This window comes from Nocardiopsis listeri (genome assembly GCF_020741345.1).
Taxonomy (GTDB): domain Bacteria; phylum Actinomycetota; class Actinomycetes; order Streptosporangiales; family Streptosporangiaceae; genus Nocardiopsis; species Nocardiopsis listeri_A.
In genome coordinates this window covers 14,995-41,276 of the sequence record NZ_DYZD01000292.1, presented here as the reverse complement: position 1 = coordinate 41,276, position 26,282 = coordinate 14,995, and the positions used below count along the sequence as shown (strand labels likewise).

The window sequence follows — 26,282 nt, the reverse complement described above, 5'->3', positions numbered from 1 at the left end:
GTGACTACTCGTCGGGGCCCAGGGTGACCGTCACGGTCTCCCGATCCCGGTCGCGCTCGTACTCCAACTCGACCTCGTCGCCCGGGGCCTTGTCGCGCACCATCGCCTGCAGTTCACCGCCGGAGTTGACCCGACGGCCGTCGAAGGACACGACCACGTCCCCCGGTTCCAGTCCGGCCTGATCGGCGGCGCCACCCGACTCGACGGCGTCCGGGTCGTCCGCGATCACCGCGCCCACGACCGTGCTCTCGTGGTCGTAGGTGACGCCCAGTTCGGCGTAGGTCGTGGACTCCTCGCCGTGGTCGACCATCCGTCCGATGACCGTCTCCGCCTCGGTGGAGGGGATCGCGAAGCCCAGTCCGATGCTGCCCACCGGTTGGTCGCCGAGAGGTCCGCCGCCCATGCTATAGATCATCGAGTTCACCCCGATGACCCGACCCTGCATGTCGACCAGCGGCCCACCGGAGTTACCGGGGTTGATGGCCGCGTCCGTCTGGAGCGCGAAGAACTGGGTGTCGCCACCGTCCGGGCTCACCGGCCGGTCCAGTGCGCTGATGATGCCCTGGGTGACGGTGCCCGCCAGCCCCAGCGGAGCACCGATCGCGATGACCTCGTCGCCGACGATGGCCTCGTCGGAGTCACCGAACTCCAACGGATCGACCTCGCTGGGCTCCTCCAGTTCCAGGACCGCCAGGTCAGAGCTGGGGTCTGAGCCCACCACGTCGGCACCGCTGCTGCTGCCGTCGCTGTACTCGATGACGATCCCGTCGGCCTCCAACTCCGAGGACACGTGGTCGTTGGTGACGACGTAGTCGCCCTCGATGACGAAGCCCGAACCACCACCGCCGATCCTCGGGTCCGCGCTGCGCAACGACACCACGCTGGGACTGACCCGCTGGGCCACGCCCGCCACCGAGTCCGGGGCGCGCTCCGGCGCTTCGGGCGGGGGCTCGTTGATGTTCGGCCCCTGCTGTTCGGGTTTCTCAGAGGAGGAGTCGCCGAAGGGACCGACGAACGTGCCGATCACCCCGCCCGCCCCACCCGCGATCAGGGCGACCACGAGCATGCCGCTCAAGGCCATCCACGCGGGGATCCCGCGCCTGGGTCTGCCGGGTGCGGCGGCCGGCTGGTAGGCCTGCTGCGATGCGCCCGGAGGGACGGCGAAGTGACCGGGGCCCGAGGGGTTCTGATGGTGCGTCGTGCCCTGTCCGGACACCTGGCCCTGCCCCGGCGCCTGGAAGCGTTCCTGGTACGGGCCGGGGTTGTGGAAGGAACCTCCGTGACCGGTGGGGCCGCCCGGGGTCGGGCGACCACCGGGGTTGCCGGGTCCCGGAGGCGGGCCGGGGCTGCCCGGGGGCGGCGGGTTGCCCGGAGCCGGTGGTTTTCCGGGGCCCGAGGGTCGTCCCGCGTTGCCGACCGGAGGCGGGCCCTGGGGAGCACCCTGCCCCGGGGCGGACGCCGGAGGCTCCGACGCGCCCTGCTCGGGCGGTGCGCCGTTCGGGCGAGAGGTGGGCCGGTCCCATCCCCGGGTGGGTTCCGAACGGTCGTTCTCCTGGCTCAAGACCTGCTCCGTATGTCGCTTGGCTTTCCGCTCGGCACACAACGCGCCGACCGGGGCGGGACCTACACCAGCCCCAGCCGAGACAGACCTCGCTGAACCCGCGACCAGAACCCGGAGGCACCCTCCGGCCCGGGCAGCGCCGTCACCGCCGAGGAGGCCAGGTCGGCGGGGGCGTCGGCCAGCAGCGTGTAGACGAAGCCGTTCGCCTGCCACATGCTCTGGTACTGACCCACGTCTCCACCGAAGATCGTCTCGTGCCCTGTTGTGACGCCTGTTCCCCCCGAACCGGTTCCGACATATCCGTTCTGATCCGCCGAGAGGTGTTCCTCCCCCAGTTTCCCACGTTGTGCGAACACGGAGATCCGGGAGAGCCCGTCGGAGTAGACGGTGTGCACCACCCGTTGTTCCTCGTGGTGGGTCGACCTGGCGTCGACCAGGCGAAGGTTCCAGGTCAGGTGCTCCGGAAGCACCCAACCCTCGGTCCGCAGTTCCTCGCGTTCGGTGTGGTCGAGCGCGTCGCCCCAGGGTTCGTCGCCCAGGGTCCCCTCTGGCCAGTCCCGGTCACCGAGACTCAGTTCGGTGAGCCTGCTGCTGAAGGACGGCTCGCCGGCGGGATCGTAGACATCGCGGCCCAGGAGCAGGTCGGTCGCGTCGTCCACCCAGAACCGCCCCGCGACGGAGTCGTCGGCACGTCGGGCCTCCACCACCTTGGCGGTGCGCCCGTCGAGTTCCTCGGGTTCGGCCTCCACCACCCGGTAGGTGTGCTGGAGCATGCCCAGGAGACGCTCGTCGAGGGTCTCCAACGCGGAGGAGGAGCGCACCACGAACGGTTGCTCCTCCGCGCCCAGGGGGGCCATGGCCAGGCCCTCGCCCGGTCTGCTGACCACCCGCACGGCCAGATCCCCCTGAGGGCCCCGCAACCCGCGGACCGCCGTATAGGCCACCCTGCCGTCGGCCTCGGCGGCGCCGCGCAGCACCGCCATGCCGTCGTCCCCGCCGTCCGCGGGGATCTCGGACGCCTCGGGATGTACCGCCGCACTGCACAGCAGGACGCACAGCACCACGACGAGGGCGAAGACGGCGGAGCGGGTGCCCCCGCGCCTCACCGGGTCGTTTCGTTCGGGTCCGATGGTCGCTCCGAGGCCCTCGGCACTCCGGCGGGCCATGCGACGACCGGATCCGTGGCCGGGTCGACGACGGGGATCTGTCGGCTGGTCACCGCGTGTTCCACCGCGTAGTCGGACAGACGGGGCTCGACCACCGGAGCGTTCTCCGGGTTCTCACCACCGGCGACGAAAGCGCTGCCCAGCAGGGCGGTGGCCACCGCCAGACCCGCCACGGCGTAGCGACCGCCGGAGAAGTACGGCAACCGGACCGAGCCACCGTCCTCCGGTCGACGCACGGGGACGTACCGTTCGGGGCTGGTGCGCGGCTCGCGGCGCTCCGGGACGTTCTGGGGCGGTTCCTCGGGAGGGTTCCGGGTCGGTTCGCCGGGGAAGCCCCCGATCGGTCGGGACGAACCCAGTGGTGCGCTGGACCCGAAAGGGCCGTCCATCCCTGGTCCGGCCATGAGCCGGCCCATGAAGTCCATGTCCGGTTCAGGTTCGCCGAGACCGGTCAGGCGGCGCTTGAGTCGGCGCATCATGTCGGCCTCGAACCGGCATGGTTCGCACTTGGCCAGGTGGATGAGGGCACGTTCGTGTTCGGCGGCGCCCAGTTCCCCGTCGATGAGCGCCGAAAGACGCTCTCCGAGGTGGTCCATGCTCACTCCGCCTCCTTGTTCACGTTCGCCTGTGCCGCCAGGGAACGCCGGTGTTCGAGAGCACGACGCAGCTGCGCCCGACCTCGGTGGATGCGGCTGCGGACGGTACCGAGCTTGACGTCGAGCGTGGCGGCGATCTCCTCGTAGGAGAGCCCTTCGATGTCGCACAGCACGACGGGGGCACGGAACTCGGCGGGAAGGGCGTCCAGCGCGCTCTGGATGTCGGCGTCGAAGTGCCGGTCGTCGTAGCGCTGGGCGGGTGAGGGCTCACGGCCCTCAAGACGTTCGTCGGCGTTGTCGGCCAGGCCCTCGAAGCGGATCCGGGCCTTGCGCCGGGCCATGTCCAGGAAGAGGTTGGTGGTGATCCGGTGGAGCCACCCCTCGAAGGTTCCGGGGGTGTAGTTGGCGAGGGAACGGAACACCCGGATGAAGACCTCCTGGGTGAGGTCCTCGGCGTCGTGCTTGTTTCCGCTGAGTCGGTACGCCAGGCGGTACACACGGGGGGAGTGCACCCGAACGACCTCTTCCCAGCTCGGGGGTTCCCATGCCTCGAACTCGACGGCAGGGCCGGTCTCTGGCACCGCGGCTCCCTTCATCCCCGAGGCTTCGTGGCGATCAACGTGTTCAACGTCGAAAGGCACCGATTAAGTTCCCGCCGTCACGCTCGGAACTTCGCACTCGTTCAGGCTAGTCTTTTGACCAGGAAGAGCACCTGACCGCGACCATCATTCTACGGTGAGTGACGATCCCACCGGTCAGAGCGCAGGACCGTAAGGGAAACGCATGACCGTAAGAGAAATGGGAGGCCGTCATCAGCGCTGAAGAGAGCGTCGCTCGGACCGCGTGGGTTCGGACCGAACAGGCACGGTTCGAGCAGAACGCCATGGGCGACGGTCCCCTGGCGGACGCCTACGACACGGGACTGCGCTCCGCGGCCCCGCCGGTGGACGCCGCGACCGGAGCCGCCCTGCGGTTCCTCACCGCGGCCATCGGCGCGCGCTCGGTCGTGGAGCTCGGCACGGGCTGTGGTACCTCGGGCATCTGGCTGCTCCGCGGCATGGCGCCGGACGGAATCCTCACCACCGTGGACGTCAACGCCGCCTACCAGGACTACGCTCGCGCCGCCTTCGCCCGGGCCGGGTTCGGGGCCGGTCGCGCCCGACTGATCCGTGGATCGGCCCTGGAGGTGCTTCCCCGGCTCACCGACGGCGGCTACGACATGGTGTCGGTCGACGCCGACCAGGCGTCCTACCCCACCTACCTCGACGAGGCGCTGCGACTCCTGCGGCCGGGCGGCGTGGTGGTCTTCAACAACGTCATGGTCACCTCCAACGAACCCGACGGGCCGCTGCGCGTGCCCGACCAGGCGGAGGTCGCGGTGCGCGAGGTCATGCGCCGCATGCGCGAGGACGAGGAGTTCATCCCGCTCCTGATTCCGGTGGGCGAAGGTCTCCTGGCGGCGATCCGGCCCTGACCGCGGCTCGGACCGGGAGGCTTTCGGGCGGCGCGATGTCGATGGAACCGGAGTTGCCCCGATCACGGGAAGAGCATGCAGGGCTCGCCCGGCGCCACCACCGGTCCCTCGACCCGTGGAAAACCCACCCGCGCACGCTCACGCGTCGCGCAGGTGGGTTCGGTACGGCCCGTGTGAGGCGGAACGTCTACCTCTGGGCGAGCCAGCGCAGGAGGGTCCGGGTGCTGAAGGCGGTGCCGCCCTTGCTGAGCAACCCGCTCTCCTGCGTCGAACGGCCCGGACCGGCGATGTCCAGGTGCGCCCAGGGCAGGCCCCCGGTGAACTCGCGCAGGAACAGCGCGGCGTCCGTGGCTCCCGCCGGGCCGAACTCCGTGCCACGCGTACCGATGTTGGCGAGGTCTGCCACCCGGGACTTGGTGGTGGGCACGTACTCCTCGGTGAGGGGCATCCGCCACAACGGCTCCCCCGACGCTTCGCCGGCCTCGATCAGTTCCCCGGCCACGGCGTCGTCCGTGCTGTACAGGGCCCCCATACCGGTTCCCAGCGCGACCTTGGCCGCACCGGTCAGGGTGGCCACGTCGACGATGAGGTCCGGCTCCAGTTCCGAGGCGGCGTAACCCATGGCGTCGGCCAGGACCAGGCGGCCCTCCGCGTCGGAGTTGAGCACCTCGACGGTCTTACCCGTGTAGGTGGTGAGCACGTCGCCGATGCGGGTGGCGTCGCCGGAGAAGGAGTTCTCGGCCAGCGCGAGCAGACCGGTGACCTTCACCCGGGAGCCGACCGACGCCAGGGCGGAGAGCACCGCCAGGACGATCGCCGACCCGCTCATGTCGGTCTTCATCAGCGACATGTTGGCGTTGGGCTTGAGGGACAGACCACCGGTGTCGAAGGTGATGCCCTTGCCGACCAGCACCACGTGTGCGGCGGGTCCCGCCGCCCCGGACAGATCCTCGGGGGTGTAGGACAGCTGCACCATTCGCGGCGCGCGGGACGAACCCTGGCCGACGGCGAGGATCGCGCCGAAGCCCTCGTTCTGCAGGTCCTTCTCGTCCCAGACCCGCAGGGTCAGGCCCTTCGCCTCGGAGGTCTCCCGAGCGCGGGCCGCCATCCACTCCGGGTCCTTGGTCAGGGAGGGGGTGTTGATCAGGTCCCGGGCCAGGGCCGTGGCCTCGGCCAGGTGGGTGCCCAGGGCCAGGGCGTCGGTGAGGTGCTCGGTCTCGCCCACCACGTCGATCCTCGTGGGAGGACGCTGGTCCTCGGGGGTTCGGGAGGTCTTCAGCGTGAACGTGTAGGAGGCGAGCAGAGCGCCCTCGGCCAGCGCCGTGGCGGCCTCGGCCCGGCCGGTCGCGCCCGGCCAGGCCAGGGCGACGTGCTTGCTGCCCCGGGCGGCCCGGGCGAGGGTGGCGCCGGCCTTCCGGAGGTCGCCGGGGGTTCCCGAACCGACTCCGAGAAGGGCCAGGCCGACCAGTCCCCCGTCCCGGGTCACCGGGAACCGGGAGAACTCACCGGGCTTGCCGGTGAGCGTGTAGTGAGCGAACAGATCGGTGAGCGCGGCCGGAAGGACCGCCGCGAGTCCGCTGTCGGCGACCCCTTCTACCGGCTCCGGCCCTTCCTCTCCCGCGAGAACGGGGAGGACCAACAGGTCCGCGGTGGATTCGGCGAGGGTTCCCGTCAGGGGGTGGATCTCCGTGGCGAATGGCACAGGCCGCTCACAATCGTTCGCTCATCGTGGGAGGTGTGGAACCTCGGGGGTCATCAGGGCGTTCCGGCCCAGGTGGGGGACGAATCGGGTGTCGGAACCAACCGACGATTCCCTGTTATCCGACGACGCCCTGGAGCGCGTCCCGGAGTTCGGTCGCCTCATCGGGCGTCAATTCGACGACCAGGCGGCCTCCGCCTTCGAGCGGAACCCGCATGATGATGCCGCGACCCTCCTTGGTGACCTCCATCGGCCCATCACTGGTCCTCGGCTTCATCGCCGCCATGCCATTCCCCTTTCTAGGTGTTCCTCGCGGCCGGGGCCGACCCACAACACCGGCGCCGATCCACGTGCGTGTCTCGGCTCCGCAACCGTGGGCCGGTTCCGGGTGACTCGTGCCCGTGTGGCTTAAGGGACGTGAATCACTCTTCGCCCATTATCTCGGAGGTTGACCCCTGTGTGTGCGCCGGGCGACAGCCGGGCCACCGCCGTGAGCAACCGATAACGAGGAAGCTTTAGTCACTAAGGTTATATCGGTCCTGGCCGAAACCGGCTCGGACCGAGCCGGAGCGGGGCGGAGCGAGCGCACCCCTTCCGACTTCCGTCCCGGAGCGACGGCTTGAATCCGCCGTCGCACGGGCGGCTGGAACACGGGTTCACCTGGGAACTTCACGCGCGGGTCCACTCGGGTCGATCCGGGGCCATCCGAATTCGACCGGGCCCGCCGGCGGCAGGGGTCTTCCGAATTCACCCGGGACCCCGGGGGTCTACGCCGTCCCGGAACTCAGTCGAGGGTGCCGGTGGAGACCATCCGGGTCCCCTCCCTCGTGACCGAGGACCACTCGGCGTTGAGCCCCGAGTCCGAGGTCGGCCACAGCGTGAGTTCGGCCTCGTCGACGCACCTTTCTTCGGGGTCGGAGGTCTCGGTGTAGGTGTACACCAGTCGGTCACCGTCACGGGCCGACAACTCCAGGGTCCCGGAACAGGAGAAGGTGGTCCAGGCCGTGCTGCCGCGCTCGGCGCCTTCCTCGATCCGCACCTGGGCGTCCCATTCGGCGACCGGGTCGCCCTCGGTGTTCACCTGGTGCATCAGGCCCGACCAGGACCCGACGAACTCGTCGGGTTCGGAGGTGGCCGTGACGGGCGCCTGTTCCGAGTCGTCCAGGTAGACCCAGGTCGCGGCAGCGCCACCGACCACCAGGAGGAGCACGATGGCGGTGACTCCTACCCGGGTGAGCCGACGTCGACGCTTGCCGTTGTGCCGAGTCGAACGGGGTGGGGGCCAAAGGGCCAGTTGGCGCACCGGGGTGGCGGAATCCTCGGGCTCTTCGTCCGCGCCCGCCTTGAGTTCGGCAGTTGTGTCCATCCTCGCCATCCTCACGACGATCCGTCCGCTCCGACGGAGCGGGGGGTACGCATGTACAGCGAACGAGAATAGAGCACCCGAACGCTCGGGAAAGGGCCATGAGGGACGGATCGGGTGTGATGCACGGCATAGGCGACCGTGGGGTTCCGGCGTGACCGGAAGGGCCGGCAGGGCCCGGTCCGTAGTCGATGACGTCTACGCGCGGTCCGTTCGGCCCCGGTCCTTCCGACCGCCACCACCGACGGTCACGTCGTCGCCCGGGGGCGCGTACGCCTCCGGGTCCGGGGCGGCCTCCTCGGTCGCCCCGGAAGGCGCGGAGCGTTCCCCGGAGGGGTTCTCGGAAGCCGTGTCCTCCACCGACGCGCGCGGATCGGCGGCCGGGTTCTTCCCCGCCTCCTCGGACGGGGCGTCACCGGGCAGGTACGAGTCGGGGCCCGGCCCGGTGCCCTGGGGCACGTACGACGGGGCCGATCGCGCCAGGCGCCACTCCAGGTCCTCGATCCGCTCCTCGCGCTCGCGCAGCGTCGCGGTCAGCCGCAGCAGAAGCGCGTCGACCGCGCGCACGTGGTAGCCCCACAGCGCCAACGGCAGGAGCAGACCGCCGAGGTCGCGGGAGCCCACGGGCCCCTCCTCCGGAAGGTCGAGCGGGGGGAAGTCGGCCTCGAAACGGGCGAGTTGGCCACCCTTACCGAGCACGACGAAGACCACGCCGACGAGAACGGCGAGCGCGGCTACGGCCACCAGGATCATGATGAAGTAGGGCACGGGTCCGATCGTGCCACATGGTCCGCCGTCCCGGGAGTGGTGGACCGTGGGAGACTCGCCAGGTGCCCAACGAGCCTTTCCTGGTCCTGAGTCCCGACGCCCTCACCACCCTGAACGCCGCCGATCGCACCACGGATGAGGCGGTGATCGACGCCGGGCATCGGCCACCGACGGAACGGGTCGAGGAACTGGTCGCGGCCGGTCGCACGGTCCGGGTGCGCTGCGACCCCGCGTCCGAAGACCCCACGGGCGAGGCCCCGGGAGACGTGGCCGGGCGGGAGCGCCCCTCCGCACCGTCCACACCCGCGCCCGAGCTCGCGGGAACGGTGCCGGTGGACGTCGCGGAGGAGGTCGCCCTGGCCGCCGCCTACGCCTGGGCCGGGGCGCGCGTGTTCGTCACGCGGCACCCGGAGCGGGTCCGGCGCGCGCTGGACATGGTCGCCTCCATCCGGGACGAACGTCCACCCGCCGCCGTGCGCCGCGGTCTGGCCTGAACCGACACGATCAGGCGCTGGGACCGGGTTCGTCCCTCTCGAACCTGCTCTCCAGGTGCGCATGGGCCTGACGGATGGTCGCGATCACGTCGTCGGGATCGTCGGTCACGTGCAGCAGGTCCATGTCCTGCGGGGAGATCAGGTTGTGCTTGAGCAGGCTCGACTCGACCCACTCGCGCATGCCGCCCCAGAACTCGGTGCCCACCAGGATCACGGGGAAGCGGGTCACCTTCTTGGTCTGCACCAGGGTGATGGCCTCGAAGAGCTCGTCCAGGGTGCCGAACCCACCCGGCATCACCACGAAGGCCTGCGCGTACTTCACGAACATCAGCTTGCGCACGAAGAAGTACCGGAAGGTGACGCCCACGTCGACGTACTCGTTGAGGGACTGTTCGAAGGGCAGCTCGATGCCGAGCCCCACGGACATTCCGCCGGCCCGTTGGGCGCCCTTGTTGGCCGCCTCCATCATGCCGGGTCCACCACCGGTGATGGTGGCGTAGCCCGCTTCGGCGAGCTTGGCCCCCATCCGAACGCCCAGCTCGTAGTACTCGGTGCCCGGCTGGATCCGGGCGGACCCGAAGACGCTCACCGCGGAGGGCAACTCGGCCAGGAGCCCGAAGCCCTCCACGAACTCCGACTGGATGCGCAGGACCCGCCAGGGGTCGGTGTGCACCCAGTCGGAGGGGCCCCTGCGGTCGAGCAGGCGCTGGTCGGTGGTGGTGTCGGGGATGGCGCGGCCGCGGTAGGTGAGCGGACCGGCGCGCCTCACGTGTTCTTCTTCCGTCATGTTCGTAAAGCTATCCGCCCTGGCCCGCCTCACACTTGAACCACACGTGACCGATCGGTGGCCAGTGGTGGCCGATCCGGTTCCGACCTGCGACGACACGACTTCCGAAGGAGGTCAGCGGCGACCGGTGAGCCAGCCCACCATGCGCTCCTCGGCCTCACGGATCTGCGAGATCTTCGCGTACTCGTCGCGGGTGTGCGCCAGCATCGGGTCACCGGGGCCGTAGTTGACGGCGGGAACGCCCAGCTCGGAGAAACGGGAGACGTCCGTCCACCCGAACTTGGCGCGGGCCTCGCCCTCCCCCACCGCGGTGACGAAGGCGGCCGCCGAGGGGTCGTCCAGGCCGGGGCGGGCCGGGGCCGCGGAGTCGGTCACGGTCACCTCGAAGTCGGCGAACACCTCGCGCAGGTGCGCCTCGGCGTCGGCCGGGGACAGGTCGGGGGCGTAACGGTAGTTGACGCGGACCACGCACTCGTCCGGGATGACGTTGCCGGCGACGCCTCCCTCCACGGAGACCGCGTTGAGACCCTCGCGGAAGGTCAGCCCCTCCACCTCGGGCTGTCGCGGCGTGTAGGCGCGCAGCACGTCGAGGATCTCGCCGGCCTTGTGGATGGCGTTCTCGCCCATCCAGGAACGGGCGCTGTGGGCGCGCTTGCCGGTGGTCTTCACGTCGACCCGCATGGTGCCCTGGCAACCGCCCTCGATGACGCCGTCGGTGGGTTCCATGAGGATGGCGAAGTCGCCGCGCAGCGACGCGGGGTCGTTGCGGCTCAGTCGGAGCAGGCCGTTGCGGGAGGCGTCGACCTCCTCGTTGTCGTAGAAGACGTAGGTGACGTCGTGCACCGGCTCGGGCACCAGGGCGGCAAGTTTGAGCTGGACGGCCACGCCCGACTTCATGTCGGTGGTGCCGCAGCCGTAGAGGCGGTCGCCGTCGACGTGCGAGGGCACGTTGTCGACGATCGGCACGGTGTCGAGGTGACCGGCGATCACGATCCGGCGTGCGCGGCCCAGGTCGGTGCGGGCGACGACCGCGTCGCCGTCACGGGTGACGGTCAGGTGGGGCAGGGGGGACAGGGCGTTCTCGACCGCGTCGGCGAGGGCCTTCTCGTCACCGCTCTCGGAACGGATGTCCACGAGGGCGGCGGTCAGGTCCGCCACGTCCGAGGTCAGGTCCAGCATGGTGTCGCCCCGTTTCGGTTTGTGTGCAGGTGGTGTGGGTGCCGCGTGCGGTGCGCGCACACGACTCGTCGCCACCTTAGAACAGGAGACGCCCCTCCCGGATACCGGAAGGGGCGCCTCTCCGTCGTCTTGGGCCTGTGCTTGACTTCGGCGTGTTCGGGCGCCCCGAAGGGTCAGGAACCCTCGGTGCCCGAACGGCGACCCCCTGCGGACAAGGGGCTGCTCATGGGCCTAGGCGTTGACGCCGTGCTCGCGCAGGAGGTCGTTCAGGGCGAGCTTGTCGTGCTCCTGCCCCTCCTCCAGGCGCTTGAGCACCAGCAGGACCGGCATGCCGAAGTCGCCGCCGGGGAAGCTCTTGGTGCGGTTGGCGGTGACGCACACCGACCAGGCCGGGGCCTCGCCGCGGGGCAGCTCATCGCCCGTCTCGGCGTCGAAGACGCGCGTGGACGAGGTGAGGATGGTGCCGGCACCGAGCTTGGCGCCCTTGCGCACGCGGGCACCCTCGACGACCATGCTGCGCGAGCCGAGGAAGGCCTCGTCCTCGATGATGACCGGGGAGGCCTGCGGCGGCTCCAGGACGCCGCCGACGCCGACGCCACCGGACAGGTGGACGTTCTCGCCGACCTGGGCGCAGGAACCGACCGTGGCCCAGGTGTCGACCATGGTGCCGGAGCCCACGTAGGCGCCGATGTTGGTGAAGGACGGCATGAGGACCACGCCGGGGGCCAGGAAGGAACCCCAGCGGGCGATCGCGCCGGGAACGACGCGGACACCGTCGAAGCGGGTCTTCAGCGGCACGCGGTCGTGGTGGTAGAAGTCGCCGACCTGCGACTCCTTCATGTCCAGGACCTTGAAGCCGAGGAGGATGGAGCGCTTGGCGCGCTCGTCGACCACCACGTCGTCCGTGGCGGGGTCGACGAAGGCCACGCGGGCCTTGCCCTCGTCGATCTGGTCGATGGCGCCGGTGATGATCTCACGCGCCTCGGTGTGGCCGGGGGTCAGTTCGGAGCGCTGCTCCCAGAGTTCGTCGATCTGGTCGGGCAGCGGACTGGTGTACGAGCTGGTCATGTGAACACACGTTAGTCGCTCGGCGAGGGCCCGGGGCATGTGGCCCGCCCGCCCGCGCTGAGCGGTTGGCCACTCCCGACAACCGATTCCTCCGGGTTTCACGGATGCGCTGCCAAGCGCCTACTACAATGCGCGCAGGCACGCCGATCACCCTTTTCCGGTGGACCCTCCGGCGGGCCGGCGCACGGCCCCGTCCCCGCCTTCGCGCGAGGACGCCCATGTGCGTCCCACCCGTCCCCGATCCTTGGTTCGCCCGTGCCCAGTAAGCGCAGGAAGTTCTCCGCGTTCGCCAAGATTCTGTTCGCCCTGACCCTCGTTTGTGGTCTGCTCATCGCGGGGGCGTACTACGTGCTGACCACGTTCGAACCCCTGGACACCCAGGAACCCCCGGAACCGGGGTGCCGCCTGGACCTGTCGAACGGACGGTTCGACATGGAGCACGAACAGGCGCAGAACGCGGCCACCATCGGCGGGGTGGCCTTCAGTCGGGACCTGCCGACCCAGGCGGTGACGATCGCCTACGCGACCGTGTGGCAGGAGTCGCGCTTCTACAACATCGAGTACGGCGACAGGGACTCGCTGGGGCTCTTCCAGCAGCGCCCCTCCCAGGAGTGGGGCGACCCGGAGGAGGTCATGGACCCGGTGTACTCCAGTCGGGCGTTCTACGACGAGCTGACCGAGGTGCACAACTGGGAGAGGATGCCGGTCTACGAGGCCGCCCAGCAGGTGCAGCACAGCGCCGACGGGTTCGCCTACGACCAGCACGAGGCGCTGTCGGAACGGATGGCGGTGACCTTGGGCGGGGAGAACGGCGGCCAGGCGACCTGCTGGTTCGACCAGGAGACCGTGGAGTCCCTGCACAGCGGCGAAGCCGACATCGCCGGCGCCGAGGAGGCCATGGCGCAGGTGTTCGGCACCGACCCCGCCGAGCTGCCCCCGCAGGAGGATCCGGCCCACGGCGACCTGGGGTGGGCGATGGCCATGTGGGCCGTGGTGCACGCCGAGGAGTACGGCTTGAGCTCGGTGACCTACGAGAACATGCGCTGGCAGGCCTCCGACGGCCTGAACGACGGCCAGGCCTGGACCGAGGTGGAGGACGACACCGGCGGTCGCGTGGTCCTCGGCTAGGTTCCCACCCCATGGGTCGGGGAACCGTCGACCAGTGGGTCGTCAACGCCGTCGAACCGTCCGCCCTCACCCGTTTTCGGGCGTTCCTGCTCGGTGGTGCGCCGATGGCCGGGCGTACGTCGACGGGGTGCCCGGGCCGCTTCGGTCGCCCTGCCGAACCACCCCCGAGCCCAAGGCGGGGCCCGGCCGCGTTCACATGGACGTGCGAGTGGACGGCATCGTCGAGACCACGGAGCGGCTCCGTACGCGGGGTACGACCGTCGTGGGCGATGTGGTCACCGGCGAACAGGGGTCCTTCCAGGTCCTACGCGATCCGGAGGGCAACGGGTTCTGCCTGGTCCGACCGGCCTCTCCCCGAGTCGATGGCGCCGCCCACCACGGAGGCCCCCGCTCGCGGTGCCGGTCTCGGGTTCGAGACGGGGACGCGAGCGGGATCCCCGGAGGTCACCCGGCCAGACGGTCGACGGCGGCCTTGACGCGGTCGTCGGTGACGGTGAAGGCCACCCGGACGTGGCGTTCACCCGTCGGGCCGTAGAAGGCTCCCGGAGCGACCAGCAGGCCGCGTTCGGCCAGGGCTGCCACGGCGCCCCAGGCGTCGTGGTCCGGGTGGCTCGCCCACAGGTACAGGCCCGCTTCGGAGTGCTCGATCCGCCAACCGGCGCCCTCGAAGGCGTCGCGCAGCACGGTGCGGCGGGCACGGTAGCGCTCCTTCTGCTCGGCGGCGTGGTCGTCGTCGTCCAGGGCGGCCTTCATGGCGGCCTGTACCGGGGCCGGCACGATCATTCCGGCGTGCTTGCGCACCGCCAGCAGTTCCGAGACCAGTTCAGGGTCGCCGGCGACGAAGCCGGCGCGGTAGCCGGCCAGGTTGGAACGCTTGGACAGCGAGTGCAGCGCCAGCAGGTTCTCGTGCGAGTCGCCACAAACGTCGGGGTGCAGGATCGACACCGGTTCGGCCTCGCCCCAGCCCAGGTCGAGGTAGCACTCGTCGGAGGCGACGATGGCACCGCGTTCACGGGCCCAGGCCACCACCTTGCGCAGGTGGTCCTTGCCCAGCACGCGACCGGTCGGGTTGGCGGGCGAGTTCACCCACACCAGCTTCACCGGAGCGGGCCCCAGGGCGGCGAGCCCGTCGGTGGCCACCGGGGTGGCGCCGGCCATCCGCACGCCCACGTCGTAGGTGGGGTAGGCCAGCTCCGGCAGCACCACCGTGTCGCCCTGTCCCAGGCCGAGCAGGGTGGGCAGCCAGGCCACGAGTTCCTTGGAACCGACGGTGGGCAGCACTGCGCCGTCGGCCACGCGCACCCCGTGGCGGCGCTCGAGCCACCCCTGGATCGCGGCGCGCAGTTCGGGGGTGCCCCAGGTCAGCGGGTACCCCGGCGAGTCGGCGGCGGCGGCGAGCGCCTCGCGCAGGGTCGCCGGGACCGGGTCGACCGGGGTGCCGACGGACAGGTCGACGATGCCGTCGGGGTGGGCCGCCGCCGTCTTCTTGTACGGCGTCAGCCGGTCCCAGGGGAAGGTGGGGAGCCGGTCGGTCACCGGTCGCCGTTCACCCATCGGGGCACTCTCCATCCTGTTCGTGGTCCTTGCACAACAGCGTCGCGCCGACCCCGGGCGGGGGCCGACGCGACGCGTCACGTTCTGGTGGGCCTCATCACCACGCGACCTCTGCGCCAAGGGGAAGCCGTGGCGTCTTGGGCGCTACTCCGCCTGCGGAGGAAGCTTGGCGATGATCGGGTGGTCGCGGTCGATCTTGCCGACCTTGGAGGCACCGCCCGGGGAACCCAGGTCGTCGAAGAAGTCGACGTTGGCCTTGTAGTACTCCGACCACTGCTCGGGCAGGTCGTCCTCGTAGTAGATGGCCTCGACAGGGCACACCGGCTCACACGCACCGCAGTCAACGCACTCGTCCGGGTGGATATAGAGCATGCGCTCACCCTCGTAGATGCAGTCCACGGGGCACTCGTCAATGCACGCCTTGTCCAGCACATCAACACAGGGCTGCGCGATGACGTAGGTCACGTCGTACTCCTTGTCTCACCCCCGCTTGCCCACGGGGGAGGCGGGACTCCAGAGCCTCCCAGGGAAGCGGATGACTTGCGGGCGTCACCGGATCCGTGGGGCTCTGCAAGCTATTGGCACAGATGTCGTTCTCTTAGTATGGCGCTGGAGAACAGCCAGCGCACACTCGGGGGCCCGGATTCATGCACTTGCGCGGACGTCTGGTCCACAGAATCACCCACGACGACGTCGGTCGGCGTGTCTCACTGCGAATCACCCTCCCCGAAGGCGGCTTCACCGATATCGTCGGAGTCGTGGAGTCTTGGGCCGAAGGTGTTCTCACCCTACGTCGTCGGGACGACTCGATGGTGGAGGTCGCCGAGCACGACATCGCCGCCAGCCGTGTCGTTCCCCCCGTTCCCCCACGGCGGCGCGACAGGCGCCCCTAGACCCCGCACGCAGGCATTCTTCGACTCTTCCAGGGTAGGAGAGATTCAGTCCCGACGGCGGTTCCCCCCGACCGCGACCTCGGGTCGACAACGAAGCACCGCGCCCACACGTCCCGATCCCCGGACGGACGGGCACAAGGCACGCGGGGAGGTGGCGCCCAAGATGAGGGAGGCAGTCGCGTCCGCCCTCGCCGAACTGTCCCGGCGAGACGAGCGGGCCTCCGACATGGCCCGTCTGGCATTGGACACGCTCGCCCCCGAGCAGGACCTGCAACGCCTCAACCAGCACATCGTTCAGCGGTTCTGCTGGTACGAACTGCCCGTCCGCTTCCAGAACTCCCCCGACGACCAGTTGTTCGCGGTGCGATCCCTGGGCCACCTGTTCCAGCTGTTGCAGCTGTACCGCTACGCCAACGTGTGCTCCTCCCCCGAGACCACCACCCTGCTCAAGCTGTACGAGAAGGACCACACCGCCGGGCTGGCCATGTTCGAGCGACTCATGTGGGAGTCCGGGGTCGAACCCCCCGACCTGCCGGAGCTGACCTGGGGCACCGCCGTGGGCGACGTGGAGCTGAGCGCCCGTCGGGAGACCGCGGCCGCCCTCGAACTGGCGATCTCTCTGGGCGACATCCGGCCGGGCAAGCGCGGCTGGCGACCCGCCCAGGAGAGGTTCGCGCGCTCCTTCCTCACCAACCCGGACCATCGTGGTCTCAGCCGATTGGATCGGGTCCGGGAGGAACGGGTTCGCGCCTGGCTGTCGTCCTCGGCCCATCCACACCGGCAACGCCTGTGGCCGCTGGTGGGACAGATCATCGCGGGCGCGGACGTGCCGCGTGACGCGGAGTCCGCCATGGCCCCGCTGTGTCGACTGCTCGATCTGGCCTCGGAGGGGATCGCCCTCACCCAGATCGGCTACATCTCCCCGAGCGTGGTGCGGACCCTGTGCGAGGAGTTCGGTTGGCACGGCTCCCCGGACCCACCGCGCAGTGAGACCCACGCGACCCAGATCATCGCGCTGCACCAGGTGCTGCGCTCCATGCGCGCCGTGCGCCGTTCGGGGCGCAGGCTCGAACTGACCCGCCGGGGACAGCAGCTTCGTGAGGACCCCGAATCGCTGTGGCAGGCCGCGACCGAGACCCTGTGCCGCACCGGTGGCATACAACAGGCCTCCGCCGAGACCCTCCTGGGCATCCTGTTGACCCGCTCACCTCAAGGGCTGGGTTCGCACGCCCGGCGCGGTGACTCGGACGCCGAGTCCGCCGAGCGGGTGCTCATCGAGTCCGGGTGGCGTCCGGTGGAACCACCTGTGCCGGCCGGTAGGCACGCCGCGGCGCACCGCAGGGCCGCCGAGACGGCGTCGGACCAGGTGCGCGCCATGGTGATGGCGGTGGGATGGCTGTTGGAGGCCCTGGGCCTGGTCGTGGGCGACGAGAGCGTGGGACGCCGGGAGCTCACCCCCGTGGGGCGGGCGTTCGCGATCGCCTGCCTGCACAAGTCCGCCGTGGCTCCGCGCGCGGTGGTCTGAGGCCGGCTTTCGGGTGCCCCGCGGGATGCGGCACCCGCCGACGGGGGGTCCCGGACAGGCCCTAACCTGGAGCGCGAACCACCCGCGACCAGCAGGAGCATCATGCCCACGCCCGAACCGCCCCACAAGGCGGAACCCGACGACGCGACCGTGACCGGCACCGAGGGCGAAGGCCCCGGTGACCAGGCACGCGCCGCGGACCCGTGGGAACAGATGCCCGAGGACGCCCTGAACCGCGCCGGGGTCGGTGTGGCCGGTTCGGAGGAGCCCGAGGAGTCCGGTGGCTTCGAGGGCCCCGGCGGCGAGACGGGGGAGGCTTCCGACACCACGGAGGCCACGGACACCGAGGACAACGCCAAGGCCCCCGCCGCTCCGAGCCCGGCGGACTTCATGCCCAGCCCGTTGTTCGTTCTGGTGCTCGGACTGGCCGGGTTCGCGGGTTGGCTGTCCTGGCGCGCCATCGAACTGGAATGGGCCGCGGAGGACACCGCGGTCACCCCGCTCATCCCGCCACTGTTCATCCTGCTCGGCTGGATCGTGTCGGTGGCGGTGCACGAGTTCGGGCACGCCCTGGCCGCCCACCTGGCCGGCGACCGTTCCCTGCGCGGCTCCGCCTACCTGCGGTTGAACCCGTTCGGATACCGACAGGCCTTCGGCGGGCTGGTCCTGCCCGTGGCCTACCTGGGCCTGGGCGGCTTCGGTCTGAACGGCCCGCCCACCTACGTGGACTGGGACGCCGTCCCGGGCCGGGGTCGCCGCGTGATGGTGGCGCTGGCCGGTCCCCTGGCGAGCCTGCTGTTGTCGGCCCTGCTCGCGCTCACCGTCTCACTGCTGGTGCCGGCCGGGCAGGACAGCGTCAACTGGGCGATCTCCTCGTTGGCCTTCCTGGCCTTCGCCAACACGACCAGCGCCCTGGTGAACCTGCTGCCGATCCCCGGTCTGGACGGCTATCACGTCCTGGCGGCCTTCCGCGGTTCCAAGTGGACCGAGTTCGTGGTGGCCAACGGGCTGTTCTGCTCGATCGCCGTGTTCGCCGTGCTGTGGCTGCCGGGGGTCCGGGACCTGTTCGACACCCTCATCTACACGTTGTTCGAGCAGATCCTGCCCAACCCGACCATCTCCGGGATGATGTTCCACGGCAAGCTGCTGCTGCAGTTCTGGGCCTGACCGGCCCACCTCGCAGCGCCCCCGCTCCTTCGCGAAGGCTCACTCCTTCGATCCGCCCTTGGGCGGGTCGAAGGGGCTGTCGGGCATCCCGGGCTTCAGATCCGGCGGCGTCAGGTTGATCCCGCCGGCCGCCGACCTCGTCCCCTGCGCGGTGGCCGGCCCGCTCCGGGGGGTCGGCCCGGGCAGGGTGACGCTGCGCATCACTCCGGCGGCCAAGGCGACCATGGACCCGAACAGGTACACGTAGTTGACCGGCGCGGCGGAGAACACGATGTCCCCGCCCGGCAGGTAGCCGATCATGCCCAACAGGGACAGGACGTAACCGACCGCGAACCCGGTGGCGCCGGACTGGCGTCGGCTGCCCCACGCCGCCAGCCGGGTGAGGGTGTACAGCAGCACCAGGAACACCACCACCCCGACGACGGCCCCGGCCTGAACGGGGAGACCGAGCGGCCAGTGGTGGGAGAACCAGGACATCCCGAACCCGGACAGCACGCCCACCGCCGCCCCGGTCGGAAGCAGGACGAGGAACGACAGGACGGTCATCGCCGAGGACAGGAGGGCGGGCGGGCGACTCTGGGTCCCCGCGACGGATTCAGGTGTGGTCACGAAAGACGAGGGTAGGCGCTTCCCGGCCGTGGACGCGGCCGGGGCCCGGGAGCGGGCCGTCACAGCCCGGCGAACAGGTCGCTCTCGTAACCGTCTGCGTCGGCCTTGGGCGGCGACCCCATCAACAGCGTGAAGTACTCGACCGCGTCGATCTCCTGGGCGATGTCGTTGGACAGCGCGAACCGTTCCCCGTCCACGGTGATCTGGGTGGTGTGCGCGCGCATCGCCAGGGTCTTGGCGGCCCAGTGGTCGGTGGCGTCGATCCGGGTGGTGACGATCGAGTCGGGGGTGCCCCGGGCGATGTCGGAGACCTCGCGGGGCGGGGTGAAGGGCCCGACCTCCTCGTTCAGTCGGGCGATGGACTCCTCGATCCGGGAGACCGGCTGAGCGACGGCGTAGAGCTTGTCGACCTTCCAGGGCGTGCCCGGCAGGGCCCGTTCGTTGGCCTTGGCGCAGGCCCGACGGGTGACCCGGTGGGCCTGGATGTGGTCGGGGTGGCCGTAACCGCCGTGCTCGTCGTAGGAGACCAGGACGTGCGGACGCACCTCACGGATGATCTCGGCGAGCAGGCGGGCCGCCTCCTCCACGTCGGCGCCCCAGAAGGCCCTGGGGTGCTCGTTGGTGGGACCTCCCATCATCCCGGAGTCCCGGTAGTGACCGGGGCCGCCGAGGAACCGGTGATCGCGTACGCCCAGCGCCACACAGGCCTTGCCGAGCTCGCCGACCCGGTACTCGCCGAGCGTGTCGTCGCGTTCGGAGATCAGGTGGCCGAGCTCGGGCGGGATCACCTCGCCCTCCTCACCCAGGGTGCAGGTCACCAGGGTGACCTCGGCCCCCTCCGCCGCGTACTTCGCCAACGTCGCCCCCGTGACGATGCTCTCGTCGTCGGGGTGCGCGTGGACCATCATCAGTCGCCTGTCACTCACGTGCCGAACGATACCGTCCAGACAGGGTCCTTTCCCACGGAACACCCAGATCAGGGCAGGTCGGTCGACATTCGGAGCGCTCGGTGGATGCGATGGGACACAATCGGCCTATGAGCTTTCCTCGCCAACAGGCCCGGACCCAACGCTTCACGATCGGGGTCCCCCGTAACTTCCAGGTCTCCCCCGAGGGCGACCGCGTCACCTTCCTGCGCGGCCGGCACGGCACGGACAAGGCCACGTGTCTGTGGCAATACCTGCCCGACACCGGGGCGCTGACGCTCCTGGCCGACCCCACCGCGCTCGGTGCCGACGACGAGAACCTTCCTCCGGAGGAGCGCGCCCGCCGGGAGCGGATGCGAGAGCACGGTGGCGGCATCGTGTCGTACACGGTGGACGACGCCTTCACCCGCGCGGTCTTCACCCTGTCCGGCCGGGTGTTCTACGTGGACCTGGTCGGTGACGACTCCGACCCTCGCGAGCTTCCCGTGGCCGCCCCCGCCGTGGACCCCCGGATCAGCCCCGCGGGCGAACGGGTAGCCTACGTGCACAAGGGCGCGGTCCGGGTGATCGACATCGTCGACAACGGCGACGAGGACCGCGACCGTCTGCTGGTGGAGCCGCACGGCGAAAACGTCACCTGGGGTCTGGCCGACCTCGTCTCCGCGGAGGAGATGAACCGGATGCGGGGCTTTTGGTGGTCGCCCGACGGCGCGTCCCTGGCGGTGAGCCGGGTCGACGAGTCCGATGTGAACCGCTGGTTCGTCGGCGACCCCAACCGGCCCGACCAGGAGTCGCAGCCGCTGCGCTACCCGGCCGCCGGCACCGCCAACCCGGACGTTCGCCTGGCCGTGATCACGGTGCCCTCCCCCGTCGCCTACCGGCGCGACGGTCGCCCCGAACCCACGCCGATCGAGTGGGACCGTGAGGAGCTGCCGTACCTGCCCACCGTGGGCTGGACCAGTGGACCGGACGGCAACGCCACCCTGGTGTTCACCGCCCAGAGCCGGGACCAGGGGACCCTCGCCCTGTTCAGCGCGGACCCGGCGACCGGTCTGGTCTCGCGCACCCGCACCGAGAGCGACGACGTGTGGGTGGAGCTCATGCCGGGCGTCCCGGACTTCACCGCCTCCGGTGAACCGGTGTGGATCGGCAGGGAGAACGGCACCGGCGAGCGCCGGGTGTACGTGGGCGACAAGGTGATCAGCGGCGACTCCTACGTCCGTGCCGTCGTGGGCGTGGACGGCGACCGGGTGCTGTTCGCCGCCTCCCCCGCGGGCCGTCCCGGGGACCAGTCGTTGTGGCTGGCCGACACCCGTCAGGGCACGTGTGCGCCGGTTGAGCTGCCCGAGGGCGCCGACGACGGCCACGGTGGTCTGCGTGCCGGTCGACTGCGCGGCGACACCCTGGTGCTGCAGCACAGGTCGATGGACTTCAACGGGGTGCGGACCTACGTGGTGCGCAACGCGAGCACCGAGACCCGCCGCTCGTACGGCGAGATCGAGAGCGTCGCCGAGGTCCCGGAACTGCCGGAGCCGCGCGTGACGACCTGGCTCGCCGGAGAGCGGAAGATCCCCACGGCGTTGGTCCTGCCGTCCTGGTACCGCGAGGGCGAGGCACCGCTGCCGGTGCTGATGGCGCCCTACGGCGGTCCGCACGCGCAGCGGGTGCTCAACGCCCGTGGCGCCTACCTGTCCTCGCAGTGGTTCGCCGAGCAGGGTTTCGCCGTGCTCATCGCGGACGGCCGTGGCACCCCGGGCGTGGGTGTGGAGTGGGAGCAGGCGGTCCACCACGACCTCGCCGATCCGGTGTTGGACGACCAGGTCGAGGCGTTGGAGGACGCCGCCCGACGGTTCGACCACCTGGACACCTCCCGGGTGGGCATCCACGGGTGGTCGTTCGGCGGCTACCTGGCGGCGCTGGCCGTGCTGCGCCGCCCGGACGTGTTCCACGCGGCGGTGGCGGGCGCCCCGGTGATCGACTGGACGCTGTACGACACCCATTACACCGAGCGCTACCTGGGCCTGCCGCAGGAGCAGGAGGAGGTGTACGCGGGTTCGTCGCTGCTCTCGGACGCCGCGAAGCTGGAGCGTCCGTTGATGCTCGTCCACGGGCTCATCGACGACAACGTGGTGTTCGCGCACACCCAGCGGATGTCGGAGGCACTGTTGGCCGCGGGCCGCCCGCACACGGTGCTGCCGCTGGCCGGGGTGACGCACAGCCCGTCGGACCCGGTGACGGCGGAGAACCTGCTGCTGCTCCAGGTCGACTTCCTCAAGCAGAACCTCAAGGACGGCCAGGGGGCGTAGTCCTCCGGGGGTTCGAGCGGGTCCCGGCGCCGAAGCGGGCGCCGGGACCCGCCTGTGTCAGGGGCGCTCTGGGTGGGACCTCCGTCGTCTCCCGACGAGATCTCGCCCTCACGGGTGAACGACTCCCGGTGGCCCGGGAGCCGGTCCGCGTGCTTCGCGTGGACGGTCTTGAGCCCGATACGCCCCTCGGATTCCAGCGCCACGTACACCACAGCCATGCCGCCGGCCCCGATCCGCCCCACCGGCCGGTAGGGGCCGATCAGGCGGGGGTGGGGATGTGCTCATCGTTTCCTTTCACGACGTCGGGGGCCGGCAGAGCCGCCGTGTCCGTGCCACGTCGTCGGGGTTCAGAACCCGGGGCGTTCGGGAAGGATCTCGTCCTCGGAAGGGACGTGGAGGTCGATGGGCTCGTCGAAGTGGGCGAACTCAACCCGATAGCCGGACTCGTCGGGGAGCCCGGTCTCGGGGTCCTCTCCATCGAGGGCGACGTTCTGGTCGAAGTACAGCGGATAACCGGCCTCATCGACCCAGAACTCCAGCACGGCCTCCACGTCCCCGTGGTCCCCGTGGTCCTCTTCAAGGTAGGTGGCCGTGTAACGGTGTCCTGTCCGTTCCGCCAGGCGCCCCTCTCCGAGGACCTCTGCGGGCAGGTATTCCGTGGGGGTGGTTCCGGTGCCCTCATAGGTCACGTCGACCGGAGCCAGATAGGCGAACACCGAGTCGATGACCCCCTCCCACCGGTCGCTGGGATGCCCGTACGCAGAGCGCCGCTGTTCCTCGTCCCGGTAGTACACACGATCCGGCACTTCCTCGGGTTGGAGCGGCGTGTTGTCGAAGTGAACGACCTCCTCCAGGTCCGGTCCGATGGCCATGAGCCCACCGGTGATCATGTGAATGTCCAGGAGGAACGCCGGAACGGGTTCTCGGGTCTGGACGTAATGGTGCGCAAGCGTGTCACCGGGGCCACTAAGGTCACGGCCTGGACGGGGCAGGGGGTCGGTGGACATGGAGCTCTCACTTCCGGGTCGGGGGTGATCGGGGCAACGGGATCTGATGGCGTGTCCGGGCCGGTCAGCAGGAGGGTGGGGCATGAGCCCGTGTGGTGATGGGCGAGGTCTTCGGGGGCGAGGGGCGACACACCCGTGGACAGGACGGCGGCTCGGGTCATGGAGGTTCCGGGGGATCGAGTCGGACGGGGCACGGTGGAGGCGATCCGGGGGGCTCTGATGCCACTTCGTCACGTTGGGTTCACCTCGCCACTGTCCGTTTCCGGCCACGCCCCGTGCGGCGGCCGGGGACTCTCGACGCCGCCTTCCGGACGGCGACCCGGCGTGAGGGTCGCCGGGAGCGGGCCTAGCCTGGAGGTATGCGTTCGTACACCCCACTCCTGGCCCTGGTGACCGACCTGGTCTGCGTGCTCGTCTTCGTCGTGGTGGGCAAGGCCGACCACGCGACCGGTCTGGCCCCGGCCGCGGTGGCCGGGACGGCGTGGCCGTTCGTGGTCGCGTTGCTCGCCGGTTGGCTCGCCACCCTGGCGTGGCGCTCACCCTCCCGGATCTGGCCGACCGGAGTGTTCGTGTGGGCGGTGACCGTGATCGGCGCGATGCCGTTGCGCCTGCTCACCGGGGAGGGAGCGCCGCTCTCCTTCGTCGTGGTGACGTCGCTGTTCCTGGTGGTGACCATGCTCGGTTGGCGGACCGTGGCACTGTTGGTCTCCAGGAAGGGCCGGGCATCGGCCCGAACGGTCGGCCCGGAGGCGTGAGCCGGCCCCGATCGAGTGCGACCTTCGCCGGGACGACCGGGTACGGACCGTTCGTAAGCTGGTGTCGATGAACGAACAACCGGCCCCAGAAGCCAACTCCGACACCACCATCACGGGCGGTGAGGACGAGGCGCGCGAGGTCGGGGTGGGGCCCTGGCCCGGACCCTGGCCGGACGGCGACCACTACGACCCCGGGCTGCTCGCCGACGGCGACCGGCGCAACGTGGTCGACCGCTACCGGTACTGGCGTCGTGAGGCGATCGTGGCCGACCTGGACATGGTCCGCCACGACTTCCACGTGGCCGTGGAGAACTGGTCGCACGACTTCAACATCGGGTCGGTGGTGCGCACCGCCAACGCGTTCGGCTGCGCGGCCGTGCACATCGTGGGCAAGCGCCGTTGGAACCGACGGGGCGCCATGGTCACCGACCGCTACCAGCACGTGCACCATCACCCGGACACCGCTTCGCTGGTGGCCTGGGCGGCCGAACACGACCTGACGCTGATCGGCGTGGACAACCTGCCGGGCGCCGTGCCGTTGGAGACCTACCCGCTGCCGCGCAACGCCGTACTGGTGTTCGGACAGGAGGGCCCGGGACTGTCGGAGGAGGTTCGACAGGTGTGCGCGGCGGTGCTGTCCATCGCCCAGTTCGGTTCGACCCGGTCGATCAACGCGGGGGCCGCCGCGGCGATCGCCATGCACGCCTGGGTCCGGGCGCACGTGTTCGCGCAGCCCGTTCCCGACGCGGCGACCACACCCACTCCGTGATTCGTCCGTGATCTAACATGAACGGATCGCCCCCCTACCAGGAAGTAGCAAGGATGAGTCCGATCGTCACGTCCGTCGCTCGCGCCGCCACACTGGACGACGTCCCCGACCTCGCCCGTGTCCTCAGCAGTTCGCTGCACGACGACCCGCTCTTCCGTTGGCTCTTCCCCGACAACGAGAACCGCATGGCCAAGGTGCGTCGCTTCTTCGCCCTGACCACCGGTTACGGCTATGTCCCCGGCGGGGACACCCGCCTGACCGCCATCGCCGAATCCGAGGATTCCGTCCCGGTCCCCCGCGCCGTCGCGCTGTGGGCGCCGCCCACGAGCAACCCCGAGGGGCCGCTGGTGTCACTGCGCACCTGGCCGCACTGGGGGTCCCTGCTCGGACGCGGTCGGGTCGCCGCGTTCGTCCGGATCTTCGCCGAGTGGAAGATGGCCGCCCCACAGGAACCCCACCTGTACCTGGCCGGACTCGGAGTCGACCCGAGCGCGGCCGGCGCCGGGGTGGGCGGTGGGCTGCTCTCCGCCGGGCTGGACGAGGCCGACTCCCAGGGACTGCCGGTGTTCACCCAGACGCTCAACGACAAGAGCATCGGGTTCTACGAACGGTTCGGGTTCCGGGTCGTCCACGAGATCCCGCACGAGGACGTCGGGACCGGCTACTTCCTGTTGCGGCAAGCGTCCTGACCGTTCCCACCGAACCGCCCACCCGTGACGTGACCGTGATCTAGCATGTCGGTGACGACCTTCGGGAAGGACGGGACCGATGCCCGCGACGGCCAGCTCTGTGAAGTCGATTCGTACCGCCACCATGGACGACGTCCCCGCCATCGCACGGGTGCTCGGCCGTGCCTTCTACGGTGACCCGCTGTTCCGGTGGTTCTTTCCCGGGAACGAGACCCGCATGGCGCGTTCCATCCGGATGTGCGCCCTCACCGCGGGTTTCGATCTCGTTCCCGACGGTGAGGCCCACGTCTTCGAGACCGATGAGGACGGGCGCCGGGTGGTGCGCGGCGCCGGCCTGTGGAAGCCTCCCGGCGACGACGCCAAGGAGAACGCGACGATGCTCCGGTCCCTGCCGCATCTGGCGTCGATGCTGGGGGTACGGCACCTGCCCCGGGTCATGCGCTACATCGCCGACCTCAAGGGGTCGGTCCCCGAGGAGCCGCACTGGCACCTGAGGGCGATGGGCACCGACCCGGCCGCCCGTGGCACCGGCGTGGGTTCGAGCCTGCTGCGCGCCGGACTCGCCCAGGCCGACACCGACGGGGTCCCGGTGTACCTGTACACGACGAACCCGGCCAACATCGGCTTCTACGAGCGGTTCGACTTCCGCGTCGTCCGAGCCGTCAACGACCCGGACTTCCCCTCCACCTACTGCATGCTCCGCCCCTCCGTCTGACCCCGGTCGGGACCGCCCGGGTCCGTGGCATCGCGCGCCAGACACCGAGCAGGACACCGGGCCGCTTCGGCGGTCGAAGGAGTG

The 26,282-nt window shown here is 70.2% G+C and carries 28 protein-coding genes; 12 read left to right on the top strand and 16 right to left on the bottom strand.

The genetic code is table 11. The annotated features are described in order from the left end of the window. Window positions 1–4: 4 nt before the first annotated feature. From K8V84_RS15670 to sigE, 4 genes are all read right to left on the bottom strand, one after another. Complete coding sequence (locus tag K8V84_RS15670) at window positions 5–1,561, bottom strand: S1C family serine protease (RefSeq protein WP_304075555.1); 1,557 nt, start codon at window positions 1,559–1,561, stop codon at window positions 5–7. 62 nt (window positions 1,562–1,623) lie between these two features. Then, on the bottom strand, window positions 1,624–2,667 hold the full coding sequence (locus tag K8V84_RS15665; protein ID WP_304075552.1) for a transcriptional regulator: 1,044 nt from the start codon (window positions 2,665–2,667) through the stop codon (window positions 1,624–1,626). Beyond that, window positions 2,664–3,323 (bottom strand): anti-sigma factor, encoded by a 660-nt coding sequence (locus tag K8V84_RS15660; RefSeq protein WP_304075578.1) that lies wholly within the window; start codon window positions 3,321–3,323, stop codon window positions 2,664–2,666. The genes K8V84_RS15665 and K8V84_RS15660 overlap by 4 nt, the downstream gene beginning before the upstream one ends. 2 nt (window positions 3,324–3,325) lie before the next feature. Continuing rightward, window positions 3,326–3,919: an RNA polymerase sigma factor SigE gene (sigE, locus tag K8V84_RS15655; RefSeq protein WP_304075549.1), complete on the bottom strand. Its 594-nt coding sequence runs from the start codon at window positions 3,917–3,919 to the stop codon at window positions 3,326–3,328. A gap of 287 nt (window positions 3,920–4,206) precedes the next feature. Between sigE and K8V84_RS15650 the strand changes: the two genes are divergently transcribed. After that, window positions 4,207–4,797, top strand: coding sequence for an O-methyltransferase (locus tag K8V84_RS15650; RefSeq protein WP_304075546.1), 591 nt, complete (start codon window positions 4,207–4,209; stop codon window positions 4,795–4,797). Between the two features lie 187 nt (window positions 4,798–4,984). On the opposite strand, the gene K8V84_RS15645 is transcribed toward K8V84_RS15650, so the two are convergent. The 4 genes from K8V84_RS15645 to K8V84_RS15630 all read right to left on the bottom strand — a co-directional run bounded on the left by K8V84_RS15645 (window position 4,985) and on the right by K8V84_RS15630 (window position 8,627). Continuing rightward, a complete protein-coding gene (locus K8V84_RS15645) occupies window positions 4,985–6,499 on the bottom strand; it encodes a leucyl aminopeptidase (RefSeq protein ID WP_304075543.1) in 1,515 nt (504 codons plus the stop codon). A gap of 115 nt (window positions 6,500–6,614) precedes the next feature. Further along, window positions 6,615–6,782, bottom strand: a complete 168-nt coding sequence (locus tag K8V84_RS15640) for a DUF3117 domain-containing protein (RefSeq protein WP_014909697.1) — start codon at window positions 6,780–6,782, stop codon at window positions 6,615–6,617. A gap of 498 nt (window positions 6,783–7,280) precedes the next feature. Continuing rightward, the gene (locus K8V84_RS15635; RefSeq protein WP_304075537.1) at window positions 7,281–7,862 is read right to left on the bottom strand and encodes a hypothetical protein; all 582 of its coding nucleotides are present in this window, start codon (window positions 7,860–7,862) and stop codon (window positions 7,281–7,283) included. Between the two features lie 195 nt (window positions 7,863–8,057). Then, entirely contained in the window at window positions 8,058–8,627 is a 570-nt protein-coding gene (locus K8V84_RS15630) for a hypothetical protein (protein WP_304075534.1), read from the bottom strand. A 62-nt stretch (window positions 8,628–8,689) separates the two neighbouring features. On the opposite strand from K8V84_RS15630, the gene K8V84_RS15625 reads away from it, so the two are divergent. After that, a complete protein-coding gene (locus K8V84_RS15625; protein ID WP_304075532.1) occupies window positions 8,690–9,121 on the top strand; it encodes a hypothetical protein in 432 nt (143 codons plus the stop codon). 10 nt (window positions 9,122–9,131) lie between these two features. Here the strand turns inward: K8V84_RS15625 and K8V84_RS15620 are convergent, their stop codons facing one another. The 3 genes from K8V84_RS15620 to K8V84_RS15610 all read right to left on the bottom strand — a co-directional run bounded on the left by K8V84_RS15620 (window position 9,132) and on the right by K8V84_RS15610 (window position 12,155). Next, window positions 9,132–9,908: a TIGR00730 family Rossman fold protein gene (locus K8V84_RS15620; protein ID WP_304075529.1), complete on the bottom strand. Its 777-nt coding sequence runs from the start codon at window positions 9,906–9,908 to the stop codon at window positions 9,132–9,134. 114 nt (window positions 9,909–10,022) lie between these two features. After that, complete coding sequence (gene dapE, locus K8V84_RS15615) at window positions 10,023–11,087, bottom strand: succinyl-diaminopimelate desuccinylase (protein WP_304075526.1); 1,065 nt, start codon at window positions 11,085–11,087, stop codon at window positions 10,023–10,025. A 231-nt stretch (window positions 11,088–11,318) separates the two neighbouring features. Next, window positions 11,319–12,155: a 2,3,4,5-tetrahydropyridine-2,6-dicarboxylate N-succinyltransferase gene (locus tag K8V84_RS15610; protein WP_304075524.1), complete on the bottom strand. Its 837-nt coding sequence runs from the start codon at window positions 12,153–12,155 to the stop codon at window positions 11,319–11,321. 255 nt (window positions 12,156–12,410) lie between these two features. On the opposite strand from K8V84_RS15610, the gene K8V84_RS15605 reads away from it, so the two are divergent. Together K8V84_RS15605 and K8V84_RS15600 are read left to right on the top strand one after the other, a co-directional pair. Continuing rightward, on the top strand, window positions 12,411–13,283 hold the full coding sequence (locus tag K8V84_RS15605; RefSeq protein WP_304075521.1) for a hypothetical protein: 873 nt from the start codon (window positions 12,411–12,413) through the stop codon (window positions 13,281–13,283). 34 nt (window positions 13,284–13,317) lie between these two features. Continuing rightward, a complete protein-coding gene (locus K8V84_RS15600; RefSeq protein WP_369696638.1) occupies window positions 13,318–13,818 on the top strand; it encodes a VOC family protein in 501 nt (166 codons plus the stop codon). On the opposite strand, the gene dapC is transcribed toward K8V84_RS15600, so the two are convergent. Together dapC and fdxA are read right to left on the bottom strand one after the other, a co-directional pair. Further along, on the bottom strand, window positions 13,728–14,837 hold the full coding sequence (gene dapC, locus K8V84_RS15595; RefSeq protein WP_304075515.1) for a succinyldiaminopimelate transaminase: 1,110 nt from the start codon (window positions 14,835–14,837) through the stop codon (window positions 13,728–13,730). The genes K8V84_RS15600 and dapC overlap by 91 nt on opposite strands. A gap of 144 nt (window positions 14,838–14,981) precedes the next feature. Then, window positions 14,982–15,302, bottom strand: a complete 321-nt coding sequence (gene fdxA, locus K8V84_RS15590) for a ferredoxin (protein ID WP_067603547.1) — start codon at window positions 15,300–15,302, stop codon at window positions 14,982–14,984. Window positions 15,303–15,484: 182 nt separating this feature from the next. On the opposite strand from fdxA, the gene K8V84_RS15585 reads away from it, so the two are divergent. The 3 genes from K8V84_RS15585 to K8V84_RS15575 all read left to right on the top strand — a co-directional run bounded on the left by K8V84_RS15585 (window position 15,485) and on the right by K8V84_RS15575 (window position 18,422). Further along, window positions 15,485–15,730, top strand: a complete 246-nt coding sequence (locus K8V84_RS15585; protein WP_304075513.1) for a hypothetical protein — start codon at window positions 15,485–15,487, stop codon at window positions 15,728–15,730. Window positions 15,731–15,893: 163 nt separating this feature from the next. Continuing rightward, window positions 15,894–17,255: a hypothetical protein gene (locus K8V84_RS15580; protein ID WP_304075510.1), complete on the top strand. Its 1,362-nt coding sequence runs from the start codon at window positions 15,894–15,896 to the stop codon at window positions 17,253–17,255. A gap of 102 nt (window positions 17,256–17,357) precedes the next feature. After that, on the top strand, window positions 17,358–18,422 hold the full coding sequence (locus K8V84_RS15575) for a site-2 protease family protein (protein WP_304075507.1): 1,065 nt from the start codon (window positions 17,358–17,360) through the stop codon (window positions 18,420–18,422). 39 nt (window positions 18,423–18,461) lie between these two features. Here K8V84_RS15575 and K8V84_RS15570 read toward each other — a convergent pair whose 3' ends face one another. Both K8V84_RS15570 and mshB read right to left on the bottom strand, forming a co-directional pair. Then, window positions 18,462–19,031 carry a hypothetical protein gene (locus tag K8V84_RS15570; RefSeq protein WP_304075505.1) on the bottom strand — a complete coding sequence of 190 codons (570 nt, stop codon included), beginning with the start codon at window positions 19,029–19,031 and terminating at the stop codon, window positions 18,462–18,464. A gap of 59 nt (window positions 19,032–19,090) precedes the next feature. Next, complete coding sequence (mshB, locus tag K8V84_RS15565) at window positions 19,091–19,957, bottom strand: N-acetyl-1-D-myo-inositol-2-amino-2-deoxy-alpha-D-glucopyranoside deacetylase (protein WP_304075502.1); 867 nt, start codon at window positions 19,955–19,957, stop codon at window positions 19,091–19,093. Between the two features lie 110 nt (window positions 19,958–20,067). Here mshB and K8V84_RS15560 point away from each other — a divergent pair, with 110 nt between their 5' ends. Further along, window positions 20,068–22,263 (top strand): prolyl oligopeptidase family serine peptidase, encoded by a 2,196-nt coding sequence (locus K8V84_RS15560; RefSeq protein WP_304075499.1) that lies wholly within the window; start codon window positions 20,068–20,070, stop codon window positions 22,261–22,263. Window positions 22,264–22,610: 347 nt separating this feature from the next. Here K8V84_RS15560 and K8V84_RS15555 read toward each other — a convergent pair whose 3' ends face one another. Beyond that, window positions 22,611–23,270, bottom strand: coding sequence for a hypothetical protein (locus K8V84_RS15555; RefSeq protein WP_304075496.1), 660 nt, complete (start codon window positions 23,268–23,270; stop codon window positions 22,611–22,613). Window positions 23,271–23,629: 359 nt separating this feature from the next. Here K8V84_RS15555 and K8V84_RS15550 point away from each other — a divergent pair, with 359 nt between their 5' ends. The 4 genes from K8V84_RS15550 to K8V84_RS15535 all read left to right on the top strand — a co-directional run bounded on the left by K8V84_RS15550 (window position 23,630) and on the right by K8V84_RS15535 (window position 26,198). Continuing rightward, window positions 23,630–24,025 carry a DUF3054 domain-containing protein gene (locus K8V84_RS15550; RefSeq protein ID WP_304075494.1) on the top strand — a complete coding sequence of 132 codons (396 nt, stop codon included), beginning with the start codon at window positions 23,630–23,632 and terminating at the stop codon, window positions 24,023–24,025. A gap of 67 nt (window positions 24,026–24,092) precedes the next feature. Continuing rightward, entirely contained in the window at window positions 24,093–24,794 is a 702-nt protein-coding gene (locus K8V84_RS15545; protein WP_304075491.1) for an RNA methyltransferase, read from the top strand. 53 nt (window positions 24,795–24,847) lie between these two features. After that, window positions 24,848–25,483, top strand: a complete 636-nt coding sequence (locus K8V84_RS15540) for a GNAT family N-acetyltransferase (RefSeq protein ID WP_304075488.1) — start codon at window positions 24,848–24,850, stop codon at window positions 25,481–25,483. A gap of 79 nt (window positions 25,484–25,562) precedes the next feature. Continuing rightward, window positions 25,563–26,198, top strand: coding sequence for an N-acetyltransferase (locus K8V84_RS15535; protein ID WP_304075486.1), 636 nt, complete (start codon window positions 25,563–25,565; stop codon window positions 26,196–26,198). Window positions 26,199–26,282: the final 84 nt, after the last annotated feature.